The sequence below is a fragment of the Nocardioides sp. genome (assembly GCF_051876515.1).
Lineage (GTDB): Bacteria > Actinomycetota > Actinomycetes > Propionibacteriales > Nocardioidaceae > Nocardioides.
In genome coordinates this window covers 4,231-20,243 of sequence record NZ_JBJEHY010000240.1, presented here as the reverse complement: position 1 = coordinate 20,243, position 16,013 = coordinate 4,231, and the positions used below count along the sequence as shown (strand labels likewise).

Below are 16,013 nucleotides of genomic sequence, written 5' to 3'. Positions count from 1 at the left end.
ATGTGGGACCGCTCACGGCGACTTGACTTGATACCCCCTAGGGGTATGGTGGAAGGCATGTGCGAGAGCTGCGACACCACCGCCGGGGGCCAGCACGGCCACCTCGAGGGCAACGCCGAGACCAAGGCGGCCCACCTCAAGCGGCTGCGCCGCATCGAGGGACAGGTGCGCGGGCTGCAACGGATGGTCGAGGAGGAGCAGTACTGCATCGACGTCCTCACCCAGGTCTCCGCCGCCACGAAGGCGCTGCAGTCCCTGGCCCTGGTCCTGCTCGACGACCACATCGCGCACTGCGTGGTCGACGCCGCCGTCAAGGGCGGCGACGAGAAGGACGCCAAGCTCGCCGAGGCGTCCGCGGCGATCGCCCGGCTCGTCCGGTCCTGAGCGCCGCCCGCTGCTGCACCCCAGCAACCACCCCAGCAACCCAACCCAGGAGCACCCCATGAGCACCACCACCGACTACACCGTCACCGGCATGACCTGCGAGCACTGCGCCGCCTCCGTGCGTGAGGAGATCAGCGAGATCCCCGGCGTCACGGGCGTCGACGTGGTGGTCGAGTCCGGCAAGGTCACGGTCACCAGTGAGCAGGCGCTCGACGACGCCGCGGTCTCCGCCGCCGTCACCGAGGCCGGTTACGAGCTGGCATGAACCGCGAGCTGCCCGGCAGCGTCAGGATCGGCGGGTACGTGCTCGCCCTGGCCCTTGCGTTCGCCGCGGCGTACGGCGTGGGCAAAGCCGCGGGGCCGGTCTCGACAGACTCGACCACCGACGGGCACTCGACCACCGGGGAGCACGGGGTCTCGACAGGCTCGACCACCGATGAGGGCGGCACGGCCCACGCGGGCCACGACGTCGGCGGCCTGACCGCCCGCGCCGACGGGTTCACCCTCGAGCTGGACCAGCCGATCGCCCGGCCGGGGCGTACCGAGCTGGCCTTCACCATCCGTACCTCCTCGGGCCGCCCGCTCATGGACTACACCGAGTCGCACGAGAAGGACCTGCACCTGATCGTGGTGCGTCGCGACCTCACCGGGTTCCAGCACGTGCACCCCGTCCTCAGCGACGACGGCACCTGGACCACCGAGGTCGACCTCACCCCCGGCACCTGGCGGGTGGTCGCGGACCTCACCCCGCAGGGCTGGGACCCGATCACGCTCGCCGACGACCTCGCCGTCCCCGGTGACTTCGCGCCCGTCGCGCTGTCCGCGGACAACCGGACCGCCGCGGTCGACGACTACACCGTCCACCTGACCGGCGACACCGCCCCTGGGGCCGACACCGTCCTGGTCGCGCACGTCGAGAAGGACGGCCGCCCGGTGAGCGACCTCGAGCCCTACCTGGGCGCGTACGGCCACCTGGTCGCGATGCGTGCCGGCGACCTGGGCTACCTGCACGTCCACCCGGAGGAGAACGGTTCCACCGGACCGAGCATCGAGTTCGCGACCGCCTTCCCCACGCACGGCACGTACCGGCTGTTCCTCGACTTCAAGCACGAGGGACGGGTCCGTACGGCCGTCTTCACGGTGGTCTCCGGAGGCGTGCCCGACGGCACCACCCACGGCGAGGAGGACGACCATGACCACTGACCTCTCCCCCGCCACCGCACCGCAGCCCGTCCCCACCGAGGACGTCGAGCTGGCGATCACCGGCATGACCTGCGCGTCGTGCGCCAACCGCATCGAGCGCAAGCTCAACAAGCTCGACGGCGTCACCGCGAGCGTCAACTACGCCACGGAGAAGGCGCGCGTCGCCTTCCCGAGCACCCTGACGCCCGACGACCTGGTCGAGACCGTCCGGTCGGCCGGGTACGACGCCACCGTCCCGAGCCCCGCCCGCGACGAGGCGCCCGCCGAGGCTGCGGGACTCGACCCTCTGACCGTACGACTCCTGGTCTCCGCGGTGCTGAGCGTCCCGGTCGTCGCGCTGGCAATGGTGCCGGCGTGGCAGTTCACGTACTGGCAGTGGGCCTCGCTGGCCCTGGCCAGCCCAGTGGTCGTGTGGGGCGCCTGGCCGTTCCACCGCGCCGCCGCGGTCAACCTGCGCCACGGCGCGGCGACGATGGACACCCTCGTCTCCGTCGGCGTGCTGGCGGCGTACGGCTGGTCGCTGTACGCCCTGTTCCTCGGTACGGCCGGGGAGCCCGGGATGACCCACGGCTTCGAGCTGACCGTCTCGCGCACCGACGGCGCCGGCAACATCTACCTCGAGGCGGCGGCGGGCGTGACCACGTTCCTGCTGCTGGGCCGCTGGCTGGAGCACCGCTCCAAGCGGCAGGCCGGCGCCGCGCTGCGGGCGCTGCTCGAGCTGGGGGCCAAGGACGTCGCCGTGCTGCGGGCCGGGATCGACGGCCCCGAGACGCGGATCGACGTGCAGGACCTGGCGGTCGGCGACCTGTTCGTCGTACGCCCGGGCGAGAAGGTCGCCACCGACGGCGTCGTCGTCGCCGGTGCCTCCGCGGTCGACCTGTCCCTGCTGACCGGCGAACCGGTCCCCGTCGACGTCGGCGTGGACGACGCCGTCACGGGCGCCTCGGTCAACACCTCCGGGCGGCTCGTCGTACGCGCCACCCGCGTCGGCGCCGACACCTCCCTGGCGCAGATGGCCCGGCTGGTCGAGGACGCGCAGGCCGGCAAGGCTCCCGCGCAACGGCTGGCCGACCGGATCTCCGGCATCTTCGTGCCCGTCGTGATCGCGCTGGCGCTGGCCACGCTCGGCTTCTGGCTGGGCGCCGGGGGCGGGGCAGCCGCCGCGTTCACCGCCGCCGTCTCGGTGCTGATCATCGCCTGCCCTTGCGCGCTCGGCCTGGCCACGCCGACGGCCCTCATGGTCGGCACCGGCCGCGGCGCCCAGCTCGGGATCCTGATCAAGGGGCCCGAGGTGCTGGAGGCGACGCGGCTGGTCGACACCGTGGTGCTCGACAAGACGGGCACCGTGACCACCGGTGAGATGGCCGTACGGTCCGTGCTGGCCGCCGACGGCGAGGACCCGGCCGAGGTGCTGCGGGTCGCCGCCGCGCTGGAGGCCGCCTCGGAGCACCCGATCGCCGCGGCCGTGGTGGCCGCGGCCCGCGAGCAGGGGCACGAGCTGCCGGCGGTGGAGTCGTTCGCCAACGTCGAGGGCCTCGGGGTCACCGGTGTCGTCGGCGGCCACGCCGTGGTCGTGGGGCGCCCGCGGCTGCTCGCCGACTGGGCGCAGCACCTGCCGGCCGACCTGGCCGAGGCGTTGACCGCCGCGCAGGCGGACGGTTCGACGCCGGTCGCCGTCGGCTGGGACGGCCTCGCCCGCGGTGTCGTCGTGGTCGGCGACACCGTCAAGGAGACCTCCGCCGCGGCGGTGGCCCGGCTGCGCGAGCTCGGCCCGGAACCGGTGCTGCTGACCGGCGACAACGCCGCCGCAGCCCGCCGGGTGGCCGACGAGGTCGGCATCGACACCGTGGTCGCGGACGTGCTGCCGGCCGACAAGGTCGAGGAGGTCAAGCGTCTCCAGGCCGCCGGCAAGGTGGTCGCGATGGTCGGCGACGGCGTCAACGACGCGGCCGCCCTGGCCCAGGCCGACCTGGGCCTGGCGATGGGGACCGGAACGGACGTGGCGATCGAGGCCAGCGACCTGACCCTGGTCCGCGGCGACCTGCGGGTCGTCGCCGACGCGCTGCGGCTGTCGCGGCGTACGGCCTCGACCATCCGGGGGAACCTGTTCTGGGCGTTCGCCTACAACGTGGCCGCCATCCCGGTGGCCGCCGCGGGTCTGCTCAACCCGATGCTGGCCGGTGCGGCGATGGCGTTCTCCAGCGTCTTCGTGGTGACCAACAGCCTGCGGCTGCGGGCGTTCCGCTCCGAGGTCACCTGAGCCTCCACCCCGGCCCCGGCCTCGTCGTACGGGCCGGGGCTGGGTTCTCCCGACATACTGGGGGAGGCATCACGCCGAGCAGAGAGGTACGAGATGGCCCTGATCAAGAAGAAGGAAGCGGCCACGCAGATCCAACCCGCCGAGGACCCCGGCGCCCTGGACAAGCTGGTCAGCATGCTCTTCGACGTCGGACTCGACGGCGCGGGCCCCTTCACCACGGCCGCCGAGCTCGGCCAGAAGTCCCTCGTCGCCACGGGCAGCACCGAGCGGGCGGTGGCCCGCGTCGCGCGCCGCGCCCTGGTCAAGGGCGGCGCCGGCGGCTTCGTCACCGGCCTGGGCGGCTTCTTCACGATGCCGGTCGCACTGCCGGCCAACGTGGCCACCTTCTACCTCAACGCGACCCGCATGGTGGGCGCCATCGCGCACCTGCGCGGCTACGACGTGAACAACCCGGCCGTACGCACCGCGATCCTGCTGTGCCTGGTCGGCGCGGACGCCGACGACGTGCTCCGCAAGGCCAAGGTCGCCACCCCGAGCGGCATGGTCACCAACGTCGCCCTCAAGGGCCTGCCGCCGGCCGCGCTGATGCTGGTCAACAAGGCGGTCGGCTTCAAGCTGGTCAAGGGCATCGGCGAGAAGACACTGGCCTCGCTCGGCAAGGCGATCCCGCTCGGCGGCGGCGTCATCGGCGGCACCGTCGACACGGTGATGATGAAGGTCATCGCGAGCCACGCCATGAAGGAGTTCCCGCAGGTGAAGGTCGTGCCGGGGGACGTCGAGGGCTGAGCGTCCTCCGGACGTGCGACGACCCGGTCGCTCGGACGGCCGGTCCGCAGCACGTCCGGGGGGACGTACGACGGTGCGGTCGCGCCTCAGGGGCGGGTACGCACCAGCCACGCCAACCCGACGAACGGCAGCACGAGCGGCAGGTAGCCGTACCCGGAGCCGAAGTGCGACCACACGGTGGCCTCGGGGAACAGATCCGGTCGCGCGAAGCTGAGCGCCCCGACCGCGAGCACGCCGACCATCTCGAAGCCGCACGCCAGCCACGCCACCCGCCTCGGGTCAGGCCCCTTCTCGGCCAGCCCGACGGTGGCGGCGATGTAGACCACGGCGGCCACACCGGACAGTCCGTACGCCAGCGGCGCGGAGGCCGCGTCGGTGGCCAGCTGCACCGCCGAGCGGGCCGTCGCGGCGAGCGCGAAGACGGCGTACACGGCGATCAGGGTGCGGCCGAGCCCGGACTTGGTGGAGCCGGGACGCGCCGGAGTCTGCTCGGCGACGGGCTGCCCGGCGCTCATGCGCCGGCCGTCCACACCTGGCCGAGGCGCACCACGAGGAACGCCACGGTCAGCGCGGCGACCACGAGGACGGCGGTGGCGCCGCGGGAGCGTTCGGCGAGCGACCAGAAGAAGGCCAGCGGCAGGATCACCAGGATCGACAGCAGGTAGCCGATGAAGACCGCCGCATCCACCTGGTGGGTGCCGCGGACCACCTGCACCAGCCCGACCCCGGCCTGCACGACGGCGAGCAGCTCGACGACGCCGGTGATCCCCAGCAGCGTCCAGTCAGGCTCGCGGTCCAGGACGACGTACACGAGCACGACCGCCGCCAGCAGCAGCGAGCACACGATCAGGACGGTCTGGAGCGGATCGATCACGCCGCCATTGTGGCAGCCGGGTGACAGAACGCCGCGGTCGCCGAGCGCGCTCAGTCGTCGGCGGCTCGGGCCCGCTCGCGTCGAACGAAGGGTGACCGGTGCCGCGTGCGTCACACGACGGGGGTCCTGGGGCCGCGCGCGTCATCCGTAACCGCACCTATAGGTCCGGATCCGTATGACCCAGGCGCTCGGCGAAGCGCGAACGTACGACGCAGGGCCCGGCGAACCGCCGACGTATGACGCAGGTGCCTCAGTACCCGCCCTCCGGCGGCACCATCTCCCCACGGATCCCCAGCAGCCGCACCGGCCGGTCGTCCCCCAGCTTGTCGAACAGCTCACGCGCGGTCGCGGCGATCACCGCTGCGTCGTACGTCGGCTGCTTCAGCTTGCGGCTGCGCTGGAAGGTGAAGAACGGGGCGAAGCGCACCTTGAGGAAGACCCGCTGGCAGGCCCGCTCCTCGCGGCGCAGGTCGTCGACGACCTGGTCGGCGAGCACGTCGAGCGCGGCGTCCACGTCGGCGGGCGAGGTCAGGTCGGTCTGGAACGTCGTCTCGTGGCCGTGCGCGCGGGCCACCCACGGGGTGTCGTCGACCGTACGACTCCCCTCGCCGCGGGCCAGGTCGGCCAGGTGCGAGCCGTACGCCGGGCCGAACGCGTCGACCAGCCGCTGCGGTTCGACCTCGGCCAGCTCGCGCACCGTCGCCACCCCGAGCTCGGACAGGCGGGCGGAGATCTTGGGGCCCACGCCCCACAGCGCCCGCGTCGGCTGCGCGCCGAACACCTCGAACCAGTTGTCGCCCGTCAGCTGGAAGACGCCGCGCGGCTTGCCGAGGTCGGTGGCCATCTTGGCGCGCACCAGGGTGTCGCCGATGCCGACGGAGCAGTGCAGGTCGCTGGCGGCGAGCACCTCGGCCCGCAGCGCCTCGGCCTCGGCGCGCGGGTCGTCGGTGGCGACCGCGACGAACGCCTCGTCCCAGCCCAGCACCTGCACCCGCGCGCCGGCGTGCGCCTTGAGCGTGGCCATCACGGTCGCCGAGGCGGCCTCGTACACCGGGAAGTCGACCGGCAGGAAGACCGCGTCCGGGCAACGCTTCAGGGCCGTGCGCAGCGGCATCCCGGACCGTACGCCGAACTCCCGCGCCTCGTACGAGGCCGTCGAGACCACACCCCGTTCGGTCGGGTCGCCGCGACCGCCGACCACGACCGGGCGCCCCACCAGCTCGGGGCGCCGCAGCAGCTCGACGGCGGCCAGGAACTGGTCCATGTCGACGTGGAAGACCCAGGGCTGCGCCATGGGGTCCATCATGCTCGCCCGGTCTGACAGGCGGTCAGCGGTCGAGACCTGGTTTCGACAAGCTCAACCAGCGGGGTCCGGTTTCGACCAGCTCAACCAGCGGAGAGCTCAGTCGTCGGCCGGCAGCGGCGTCTTCGGCAGCCGCTTGACCCGCTGCCTCTTCTTGCGCAGCGGGATCATCGAGCGCATCTCCTCCAGCTTGCCGAAGCACAGCAGCCGGTCCTCGCCCTCCAGCACCGTCTTGTTGCGCGGGTTGGGGATGACCTGGGTGCCGCGGTGCAGGGCGAGCACGTTGATGTCGCGCTCGTCGAGGCCGGAGTCGCCGAGCTTCTTGCCGACCATGTCCGAGCCGGCGTGGACCACGATCTCTGCGACGCCGTACCCCGTCGAGACGGTGAGCCGCTGGCGCACGTCGATCTCGGGGAACGCGACCTGGTTGTCGATGTAGTCGATGATCGCGCCGGCCACGTCGAGCTTGGTCGCGGTCTCGATGCCCTCAAGTCCCGGGGAGGAGTTGACCTCCATCACCAGCGGCCCGTCGTTGCCCTCGAGCATGTCGACGCCGGCGACCCGCAGGCCCATGATCTGCGCCGACTTCACCGCCGCCGCCTCGAACGCCGGGTCGAGCGCGACGGGCTCCACGGAACCGCCGCGGTGCACGTTGGAGCGGAACTCGTCGCCCTGCGCCACCCGACGCATCGCCGCCACGACCCGGTCGCCGACGACGAGGGCGCGGATGTCGCGGCCCTTGGACTCCTTCACGAACCGCTGGATCAGCACGTTCTGCTTCGTCGAGTGCAGCGTCTCGATGATCGCCTCGGCCACCTTGATGTCGGGGGCCAGGATCACGCCGATCCCCTGCGTGCCCTCGAGCAGCTTGATGACCACCGGCGCGCCGCCGACCCGCTCGATCGCGGGCACCAGGTCGGCGCGGTTGCGAACGAACGTCGTCGCCGGCATCACGATCTTGTGCCGCGACAGGATCTGGGTGGCGCGCAGCTTGTCGCGGCTGTTGGTGATCCCGTACGACGAGTTGGGCGTGTAGACGTCCATCTGCTCGAACTGGCGCACCACGGCGGTCCCGAAGTACGTGATCGAGTTGCCGATCCGCGGCAGCACCGCGTCGTACGTGGAGAGCCGCTTGCCACGGAACGTCAGGTCGGGCTCGTCGCCGGTGAGGTCGATCCCGAACCGCAACGTGTCGAGGACCTTCACGTCGTGGCCCCGCGCGGTGGCGGCGGCTCGGAGCCGCTGCGTGCTGTAGCAGCGGGGGGCGCGGGACAGGATCGCCAGCTTCATGCAGGGGCCTCCGAGAGTGGACTGGACGAACACTCAACCACGCGGGCCGCCGACGCCCAACCCGCGGGTAACCGCAGTCCACGATGTCCCGTCCCCACCACGCCCGCCGGGGTGGGCTGCGAGGATGGCTCCGTGCCCGACACCGATCCCCGACCCGACGAGCCGCCGACCGTGGTCGGCTGGCGCGAGTGGGTCGCACTGCCCGCGATGGGCGTGGACTGGGTCAAGGCCAAGATCGACACCGGCGCCCGCACCTCCTCCCTGCACGCCTTCGACCAGCGCGTCGAGGACCGCGACGGCGAGGCCTGGGTCCGGTTCTCCGTGCACCCCTGGCAGTCCACCGACGACGACGCCGTCGAGATCTGCCTGCCGATCGCGGACGTCCGCGAGATCCGCAGCTCCTCGGGCCACGCCGAGCAGCGCTACGTGGTGCTCACCGAGATGGCGCTGGCCGGCCGTACGGTCGAGGTCGAGCTCACCCTGTCGCGCCGCGACGACATGGGGTTCCGGATGCTGGTGGGCCGCGAGGCGCTGCGCCAGGGCTTCCTCGTCGACCCCGGCGAGTCGTACCGCGGGGGCCGCCCGCCGCGGGCCCAGCGCCGCCGCAACCGGGGTCGTTGATGGCCCGCGAGTCGTTCGGGATCGGCAGCGTACGGATCCGCGCCGGGTCGGCGCGCTCCCTCGAGCTGCCCATCACCCGCACCGTCACCGGAGCCGAGGTGACGCTGCCGGTCCGCGTCGTCCACGGGCGCGAGGACGGCCCCACGATCTGGATCAACGCCGCCGTCCACGGCGACGAGGTGGTCGGCGTCGAGGTCATCCGGCAGGTGATGGCCGGGCTCGACCCCAAGACCTTCCGCGGCACCATCGTGGCCGTCCCCATCGTCAACGTCCTCGGCTTCATGAACGGCGACCGCTACCTGCCCGACCGCCGCGACCTCAACCGGTCGTTCCCCGGCTCGGCGCGCGGGTCGCTGGCCGGGCGGATCGCGCACCTGTTCATGACCGAGGTGGTCGCCAAGTGCGAGGTCGGCATCGACCTGCACACCGGCGCCGACCGCCGCTCCAACCTGCCGCAGGTGCGCGCCGACCTCGACGACCCCCGTACCCGCCACCTGGCCTCCGCGTTCGGGGCTCCGGTCATGCTGCACGCCGCGATCCGCGACGGCTCGCTGCGCCAGGCCGCCCGCGAGCACGGCGCCACCGTCCTGCTGTACGAGGGCGGCGAGAACCTCCGCTTCGACGCCTACGCCGTCGACGCCGGGGTGCTCGGCGTACGCCGGGTCCTGGCCGCCCTCGAGATGGCCGAGCCGCCGGAGGACTCGGTGCCGGTCAGCGTCGAGTGCCGCTCCTCGGGGTGGGTTCGGGCGCGACGCTCCGGCATCCTCGAGCTCGGGGTCGCCCTGGGCGAGGAGGTCACCGAGGGGCAGCGCATCGGCAGCCTCTACGACTCCTTCGGCAAGACGATGAGCGCGGTGTACGCGAACCGCACCGGCATCGTCATCGGTCGCTCCGAGGCGCCGCTGGTGCACTCCGGCGACGCCGTGGTGCACCTGGCCAACTGAGGCCGCTCACTCCTGCGCGACCGCGGACAGCACCGCCAGCCGGGACGCCCGGACCGCCGGGACCACCGCGGCCACCACCCCGAACAGCACCGCCACCACGAGGAAGCGGCCCAGGTCGCCCAGCGGCACCGCCAGCACGGTGAGGTCGTCGCGCAGCGCACGCTGCAGGAGCACCCCCACCAGGACGCCGACGCCCAGACCCAGCACCGCCCCGAGGAGGGCGATGATGACGGACTCCGCCGTGATCATCCGGCGCACCATCCCCCGGGTCAGCCCCACCGCCCGCAGCAGGCCGATCTCGCGGGTGCGCTCGACGACGCTGAGGGTGAGGGTGTTGACGATGCCGACCACCGCGATCACCACCGACAGCGCGAGCAGCCCGTAGACCATGAAGAGGAGCTGGTCGACCTGCTCGGTGAGCCCCTCGGTGTACTGCTCGGCGTCCTGCACCGTGATGACGGGCCGGTCCCGGACGATCTCGTCGAGCTCGGCGCGCACCTGCGCCGTCGCGGCGGCGTCCGCGGCACCGGTCAGCACACTCAGCCGCGTGTCCGCGCGCGGCACCTCGGCCCGTGCCAGCAGCGGCAGCCCCACCAGGAACCGTCCCGTGCTCGGGGTGTCGACGTACACACCGACGACGGTGACCTCGGCCTTCGCGCCCGTGGCGAACTGGAGCGTCACGGTGTCGCCGACGCCCCGCCCCAGCTCGGCCGCCATCGTCTCCGACAGCAGGGCGTCGCGCCGGCCGCGGTCCTGGGTGCCCGCCACCAGGTCGAGCGGGTGGACGGTGTCGAAGGCGCTGTCGGTGGCCATCAGCCCCGTCTGCTCCTCGGCGCCGTCCACGTACGCACCCACCGCCTGCTGCCGGGCCACCGTGGTGACGCCCGCGACCCTGCCGATCCGGTCGCCCACGCTCGGCTCGAACGACCCGTGACCGGCCGCTGCGACGAGGAAGTCGGCGGTGAACTGCTCGGCCACGACCGCGTCGGTGTGGGCGCGCATCGACGTCGAGAGCACCCCCACCGCGGAGACCAGGGAGACGCCGATCATCAGCGCGGAGGCGGTCGCTCCCGTACGGCGGGGGTTGCGCAGCGCGTTCTCGCCGGCCAGCCGTCCGGGCGTGCGGAGCAGGCCCGCGAACAGCAGGCGGGCCACGACCAGGACCGGCCGTCCCACGACCGGGCTGACGTAGGCGAGGGTGAGCACCCACAGCACCGCGGCCGCGCCGACGCACCCGGCGGCGAGGTGGCCGGGGCCGCGACTGAGACCGGCGTACGCCAGCACGCAGCCCAGCCCGATCACGACGAGACCCAGCAGCGCCCGCCGCCGCAGGCTGTCCTCGGCCACCTCCGGCTCCTGCCGCACCGCGGCCACGGGCGCGATCCGGGCGGCGCGCCGGGCGGGCACGTACGCGGAGACGAGCGTGGTGGTGACGCCGACGACGTACGCGACGACCACGACCGGCGCAGTGAGGACCAGGGCCGAGGAGTCGATGGCGAGGTCGACCCGGTGGAACAGCGCCGCGAGCGCGTGGGAGAGGCCGATCCCGACCGCGACGCCGACGCTCGACCCGAGCAGGGCCGTGAGGAGCGCCTCGAGCAGCACCGCGCCGGTGACCTGGCCGCGGCTCGAGCCCAGGGCCCGCAGCAGCGCCAGCTCGCGGACACGCTGGGCCACGAGGATGGAGAACGTGTTGGCGATGATGAACCCGCCGACCAGCACCGCGATCACGGCGAAGGTGACGAGGAACGCGGTGATCAGTCCGAGCAGGCCGCCGATCGTCTCCTCCGACTCCGCCACCTGGGCGGTGCCGGTGACGACCTCGAACCCCTCGGGCGCGACCTTGCGCGCGGCGCCGGCGAGCCGTGCCTCGCTGACGCCCGGCGCGGCGGTGAGCTGGACTGAGGTGTACAGGTCGGAACCGCCCAGGAACAGCTCCTGGGCGCCCTCGGTGCTGAGCACGACGGCCGTGGTGCTCGCCCCGGCGCCGCCGCTGACGGAGGCGAGGCCGACCAGGGCGTAGGTCCGCGCCCGCTTCTCGTCGGGCCTGCTCCTCTCCTCCTCGGTCGTCGGCGGGGGCACGACGGTGACCTCGTCGCCGACCGCGAACCCCGCGGCGGTGGCGGCGTCGCGGTCGAGGACGACCTCGTCGGTGCCCTCGGGCCAGCGTCCCTCGTCGAGGGCGACGACGGGCTCGCCGAGGACGTTGGTGGCCGGGGTGTGGTTGTACGTCAGGGTGGGCGTCCCGCGACCGAGCACCCCGCCCCGACCGTCGAGCACGTACAGGCCGTACCCGAGGACGGCGCCGTCGGCACGGGCGACCTCGGGCAGCGCCGCCAGCGCGGCGACCGTCTCCGGCGTCACCTGTCGGCTCACGTCGTCGGCGAGGTCGCGGGAGTCCTGGAACCGGACCAGCGCGTCGGTGGCCGCCCCCTTGCGGAGGCCGTCGTACGTCGTCGACAGGCCGCCGCTGAACACGAGGACGCCGGTGAGGAACCCGATGCCGAGCACGATCGCCAGGGTGCTCATGGCCCACCGCGTCGGGTGCGCGGCCAGATTGCGCAGCGTCAGTCGCAGCACTGGTTCAGACCACCGCGTACGACCCTGCGCTCCGGACCGCCTCGTCGTGCAGGCGCGTCATGCGCGCCAGGATCGTCTCCCGGTCGGGGTGGCGCAACTCGTCGACGATCCTCCCGTCGGCCAGGAAGACCACCCGGTCGGTGTACGCGGCGGCCACCGGGTCGTGGGTGACCATGACGATCGTCTGGCCGAACTCGTCGACGCTGCGGCGCAGGAACGACAGCACCTCCGCGCTGGAGGTGGAGTCGAGGTTGCCGGTCGGCTCGTCGGCGAAGACGATCGACGGACGGCTCACCAGGGCACGGGCGCACGCGACCCGCTGCTGCTGCCCGCCCGACATCTCCGAGGGACGGTGCCCGAGCCGTTGGCGCAGACCGACCGCGTCGACGACCTGGTCGAACCACGCCTTGTCCACCTTGCGGCCGGCCAGCCGCAGCGGGAGCAGGATGTTCTCCCGCGCGGTGAGCGTGGGGATCAGGTTGTACGCCTGGAAGACGAAGCCGATCTTCTCCCTGCGCAGCGCCGTCAGCCGGTTGTCGTTCAACGACCCCAGCGAGACGTCCGCGACGACCACGTCGCCCGACGTGGGGGTGTCCAGGGCGGCCAGGCAGTGCATGAAGGTCGACTTGCCGGAGCCGGACGGACCCATCACGGCGGTGAACTCACCGGCGTACAGGTCGGCGGTGACGCCGTCGAGGGCGCGCACCTCGGCCTGCCCCCGGCCGTACACCTTGACGAGGTCCTGGGCGACGGCGGCGACCTCGCGCACCCGCGACCCGCGGGACCGCTGCTCGGCCGTGGCGGGCTGCCTGGCGGCGGGGATCAGTGGCCCGGAGCTCACCTGACGGAGTTCGGTCATGGAACGTCCTCTCGTCCGCGGGCAGGCGGTGGCCCGGTCCACGGCCCTCCCGTGGCGCGAGGCTAGGGGTCCGCGACCTCCGCCGGCAAGGGGGTTGACGTGGACGGCGCCGGGGTGCATCCCCCGGTCCAGGCGTTCGCGCGGGGTTGCCTACTCCTGCGAGATCGCGTCGAGGACCTTCATCCGCGAGGCCCGTACGGCGGGGACGACGGCGGCGAGCACGCCGAACAGGACGGCGACGGCAAGGAAGACGACCAGGCTCTGCAGCGGCACGGCGAGCACCGTCAGGTCCTCGCGCAGGACGCGCTGCAGCAGCACCCCGATGCCGACGCCGAGGCCCAGCCCGAGCACGGCCCCCATGAGCGCGATGGTGACCGACTCCAGGGTGATCATCCGGCGCAGCATCCGTCGCGACAGCCCCACCGCACGCAGCAGACCGATCTCGCGGGTCCGCTCGATCACGGACAGGCTGAGGGTGTTGATGATGCCGATGACGGCGATCACCACCGACAGCGCGAGCAGCCCGTAGATCATGTACAGCAGCTGGTTGACCTGCCCGGTGATGCCCTCGCTGAACTGCTCCTTGTCCTGCACCGTGACGATCGGGAGGTCGCGCACGACGGCGTTGAGGTCGGCGTGCACGATCGCCCGGCCCCCGACGCTGTCGGGGTCGACGTCGGTGAGGATGCTGAGCGCGTTGTCGGCGCGCGGCACCTTCGCCTCCTTGAGCACCTCCATCGGCACCGTGATGCCGCCGGTGGCCTGGCTGTCGGCGAAGATGCCCACCACCGTGACGGGCACCTCCGTGCCGCCGGGGAACCTCAGGTCGAGCCGCTTCCCCACGCTGGCGTCCAGCTCCTCGGCGCTGGTCTCCGACAGGAGTGCGTCGCGGGGGCCCCGGGTCTGGGTGCCGGCGACCATGTCGAGGGTGTAGACGTCGTCGAACGCGGCGTCCACGGCGGTGAGGAACGAGGGGTCCTCCGAGCCGTCGACGAACGCCACCGCCCCCTGCTGGGCGGAGACGGTGGTGACCCCGGCGACGTCGGCCATCTCCTCACCGATCGCGGCGGGGAAGGTGCCGAAGCCGACGGAGGTGACCAGGAAGTCGGCGGTGAACTGCTCGTCCACCAGCTTGGTCGTCTGGGCGCTCAGCGAGGCGGCGAGGACGCCGACCGCCGAGACCAGGGTCAGTCCGATCATCAGCGCCGACGCGGTGGCCCCCGTACGACGCGGGTTGCGGATGGCGTTGTCGCCGGCCAGGCGACCGGGCATCGCGAACACCGCGGAGAAGAGGGCGCGGGTGGCCAGCAGGACCGGCTTGCCCACCACCGGGCTGATGAACGCCAGGGTCAGCACCCACACGACCGCCGCGCCGCCGACCCAGGCGGCGTCGGGGCCGGGCCCGCCGGCGAGTCCGACGTACGCCAGCACGCCGCCGAGGAGGATGACGACGAGACCCACGACGGTGCGCCGCCGCAGGCTCCCCTCCGCCATCGGGGCGTCGTCGCGCATCGCCGCGACCGGGGCGACCTTCGCGGCCCGACGGGCGGGCAGGTACGCCGACGCGAGCGTGATGAGGACACCCACGAGGTACGCCGCGGCGACCGTGGTGGGGGTGAGGACCAGCGCGTCGCCGTTGATGTCGAGCCCGAAGGTGCGGAACAGGCTGGCCAGTGCCCGGGCGAGACCGAGCCCGACGCCGATCCCGATCGTGGCGCCGATCAGTGCGGTCAGCAGCGCCTCGACCAGCACGGAGCCGGTGACCTGGCGCCGGCTGGCACCCAGCGCACGCAGCAGCGCGAGCTCGCGGACGCGTTGGGCGACGAGGATCGAGAAGGTGTTGGCGATGATGAACCCGCCGACGACCACCGCGATGACGGCGAACGTCACCAGGAACGCGGTGATGATCGTGAGCAGCTCACCGATCGTCGACTCGGACTCCTCGATCTGCTCGTGCCCGGTCACCACCTCGAACGCCTTCGGCACGACCGCGCGCGCCGCACTGGCCAGCTCGTCCTCGCTGACGCCCTCGGCAGCGGTCAGGCTCACCGACGTGTACGCGTCGCGACCGCCCAGGAACAGCTCCTGCGCGCCCTCGCGGCTGAAGAAGACGAGCGTGCTGCCGGCCGTACCGCCGCCGTTGAAGTTGGCGAGGCCGACGAGGGTGAACTCGCGGGTGAGGTCGTCGCCCGGCTTCTCCTGACCGGTGCTGGGCGGGACGACGGTGACGGTGTCGCCGAGCTCGTAGTTGGCGTTGGCGGCCGAACGGGTGTCGAGGGCGATCTCGTCGGTGGTGTCGGGCCAGCGGCCGTCGTCGAGCTCGAGCACGGGGTCGCCGAGGACGTTGACGATGTCGGTGTGGTTGAACGACAGGGTGGGGGCGCCACCCCCGCCGACTGCCTTGCCCTGGCTGTCGAGGACGTACAGGCCGAACCCGTCGACCCCACCGGTGGCCGACGCCACCTCGGGCAGCCCGCCGAGCCGTTCGACGAGGCGGGGCTCGATCTCGTGGCCGGTGCCCGAGCCCCCGACGGCAGCCTGCTGGGAGTCGGACGCGCGGACCACCGCGTCGGTCGCCGACCCCTTGACGATCCCGTCGAAGGTGGAGGAGAGGCCGGCGCTGAAGGTCAGCACGCCGGTGAGGAAGCCGATGCCGAGCACGATCGCGAGCGTGCTCATCAGCAGCCGCACCTTGCGGGCGGCGAGGTTGCGCAGGGTCAGCCGGAGCACGGGGTCACTCCCCCGGGTCGGCAGCCTGCGCCGCCCGGTCCTGCAGCGCACCCATCCGCTCGAGGATCGCGTCGCGGTCCGGACGGCGCAGCTCGTCGACGATCAGTCCGTCGGCCAGGAACAGCACCCGGTCGGTGTACGCGGCGGCCACCGGGTCGTGGGTGACCATGACGATCGTC

Annotated in this window: 14 protein-coding genes; 7 read left to right on the top strand and 7 right to left on the bottom strand. The window is 72.7% G+C overall.

Annotation, left to right across the window (positions count from 1 at the left end; all coding sequences use genetic code 11):
* The first annotated feature begins 57 nt into the window (after positions 1 to 57).
* The 5 genes from ACI379_RS16745 to ACI379_RS16725 all read left to right on the top strand — a co-directional run bounded on the left by ACI379_RS16745 (position 58) and on the right by ACI379_RS16725 (position 4,633).
* Positions 58 to 384, top strand: coding sequence for a metal-sensitive transcriptional regulator (locus ACI379_RS16745; protein ID WP_439793265.1), 327 nt, complete (start codon positions 58 to 60; stop codon positions 382 to 384).
* Positions 385 to 442: 58 nt separating this feature from the next.
* Positions 443 to 649, top strand: a complete 207-nt coding sequence (locus tag ACI379_RS16740; protein WP_439793264.1) for a heavy-metal-associated domain-containing protein — start codon at positions 443 to 445, stop codon at positions 647 to 649.
* Positions 646 to 1,587 (top strand): hypothetical protein, encoded by a 942-nt coding sequence (locus ACI379_RS16735; protein ID WP_439793263.1) that lies wholly within the window; start codon positions 646 to 648, stop codon positions 1,585 to 1,587. Before ACI379_RS16740 ends, ACI379_RS16735 begins: the two co-directional genes overlap by 4 nt.
* Entirely contained in the window at positions 1,577 to 3,847 is a 2,271-nt protein-coding gene (locus ACI379_RS16730; protein ID WP_439793262.1) for a heavy metal translocating P-type ATPase, read from the top strand. The genes ACI379_RS16735 and ACI379_RS16730 overlap by 11 nt, the downstream gene beginning before the upstream one ends.
* Before the next feature lie 93 nt (positions 3,848 to 3,940).
* Entirely contained in the window at positions 3,941 to 4,633 is a 693-nt protein-coding gene (locus tag ACI379_RS16725) for an EcsC family protein (RefSeq protein ID WP_439793261.1), read from the top strand.
* An 86-nt stretch (positions 4,634 to 4,719) separates the two neighbouring features.
* Here ACI379_RS16725 and ACI379_RS16720 read toward each other — a convergent pair whose 3' ends face one another.
* The 4 genes from ACI379_RS16720 to ACI379_RS16705 form a co-directional block, all read right to left on the bottom strand.
* Positions 4,720 to 5,148: a hypothetical protein gene (locus ACI379_RS16720; RefSeq protein ID WP_439793260.1), complete on the bottom strand. Its 429-nt coding sequence runs from the start codon at positions 5,146 to 5,148 to the stop codon at positions 4,720 to 4,722.
* Complete coding sequence (locus ACI379_RS16715; protein ID WP_439793259.1) at positions 5,145 to 5,507, bottom strand: hypothetical protein; 363 nt, start codon at positions 5,505 to 5,507, stop codon at positions 5,145 to 5,147. The genes ACI379_RS16720 and ACI379_RS16715 overlap by 4 nt, the downstream gene beginning before the upstream one ends.
* A 250-nt stretch (positions 5,508 to 5,757) precedes the next feature.
* On the bottom strand, positions 5,758 to 6,801 hold the full coding sequence (locus ACI379_RS16710) for a DNA polymerase IV (protein WP_439793258.1): 1,044 nt from the start codon (positions 6,799 to 6,801) through the stop codon (positions 5,758 to 5,760).
* A gap of 108 nt (positions 6,802 to 6,909) precedes the next feature.
* Entirely contained in the window at positions 6,910 to 8,100 is a 1,191-nt protein-coding gene (locus ACI379_RS16705; protein WP_439793257.1) for a RimK family alpha-L-glutamate ligase, read from the bottom strand.
* 132 nt (positions 8,101 to 8,232) lie between these two features.
* Between ACI379_RS16705 and ACI379_RS16700 the strand changes: the two genes are divergently transcribed.
* Together ACI379_RS16700 and ACI379_RS16695 are read left to right on the top strand one after the other, a co-directional pair.
* Positions 8,233 to 8,721, top strand: a complete 489-nt coding sequence (locus ACI379_RS16700) for an ATP-dependent zinc protease family protein (RefSeq protein ID WP_439793256.1) — start codon at positions 8,233 to 8,235, stop codon at positions 8,719 to 8,721.
* Positions 8,721 to 9,665 carry a succinylglutamate desuccinylase/aspartoacylase family protein gene (locus ACI379_RS16695; RefSeq protein ID WP_439793255.1) on the top strand — a complete coding sequence of 315 codons (945 nt, stop codon included), beginning with the start codon at positions 8,721 to 8,723 and terminating at the stop codon, positions 9,663 to 9,665. Before ACI379_RS16700 ends, ACI379_RS16695 begins: the two co-directional genes overlap by 1 nt.
* Positions 9,666 to 9,671: 6 nt before the next feature.
* On the opposite strand, the gene ACI379_RS16690 is transcribed toward ACI379_RS16695, so the two are convergent.
* The 3 genes from ACI379_RS16690 to ACI379_RS16680 form a co-directional block, all read right to left on the bottom strand.
* Positions 9,672 to 12,194 carry an ABC transporter permease gene (locus tag ACI379_RS16690; RefSeq protein WP_439793254.1) on the bottom strand — a complete coding sequence of 841 codons (2,523 nt, stop codon included), beginning with the start codon at positions 12,192 to 12,194 and terminating at the stop codon, positions 9,672 to 9,674.
* Positions 12,195 to 12,249: 55 nt separating this feature from the next.
* Positions 12,250 to 13,014, bottom strand: a complete 765-nt coding sequence (locus tag ACI379_RS16685) for an ABC transporter ATP-binding protein (protein ID WP_439793266.1) — start codon at positions 13,012 to 13,014, stop codon at positions 12,250 to 12,252.
* A gap of 240 nt (positions 13,015 to 13,254) precedes the next feature.
* Positions 13,255 to 15,834 carry an ABC transporter permease gene (locus tag ACI379_RS16680; RefSeq protein ID WP_439793253.1) on the bottom strand — a complete coding sequence of 860 codons (2,580 nt, stop codon included), beginning with the start codon at positions 15,832 to 15,834 and terminating at the stop codon, positions 13,255 to 13,257.
* Positions 15,835 to 16,013 lie beyond the last annotated feature (179 nt).

Excerpts from the sequence above, each read along its gene's own strand:
- ACI379_RS16695 (WP_439793255.1), top strand. The coding sequence starts at position 8,721 with ATGGCCCGCGAGTCGTTCGGGATCGGCAGCGTACGGATCCGCGCCGGG.
- ACI379_RS16690 (WP_439793254.1), bottom strand. The coding sequence starts at position 12,194 with ATGAGCACCCTGGCGATCGTGCTCGGCATCGGGTTCCTCACCGGCGTC.
- ACI379_RS16745 (WP_439793265.1), top strand. The coding sequence starts at position 58 with ATGTGCGAGAGCTGCGACACCACCGCCGGGGGCCAGCACGGCCACCTC.
- ACI379_RS16735 (WP_439793263.1), top strand. The coding sequence starts at position 646 with ATGAACCGCGAGCTGCCCGGCAGCGTCAGGATCGGCGGGTACGTGCTC.
- ACI379_RS16740 (WP_439793264.1), top strand. The coding sequence starts at position 443 with ATGAGCACCACCACCGACTACACCGTCACCGGCATGACCTGCGAGCAC.
- ACI379_RS16730 (WP_439793262.1), top strand. The coding sequence starts at position 1,577 with ATGACCACTGACCTCTCCCCCGCCACCGCACCGCAGCCCGTCCCCACC.
- ACI379_RS16710 (WP_439793258.1), bottom strand. The coding sequence starts at position 6,801 with ATGGCGCAGCCCTGGGTCTTCCACGTCGACATGGACCAGTTCCTGGCC.
- ACI379_RS16725 (WP_439793261.1), top strand. The coding sequence starts at position 3,941 with ATGGCCCTGATCAAGAAGAAGGAAGCGGCCACGCAGATCCAACCCGCC.
- ACI379_RS16720 (WP_439793260.1), bottom strand. The coding sequence starts at position 5,148 with ATGAGCGCCGGGCAGCCCGTCGCCGAGCAGACTCCGGCGCGTCCCGGC.
- ACI379_RS16705 (WP_439793257.1), bottom strand. The coding sequence starts at position 8,100 with ATGAAGCTGGCGATCCTGTCCCGCGCCCCCCGCTGCTACAGCACGCAG.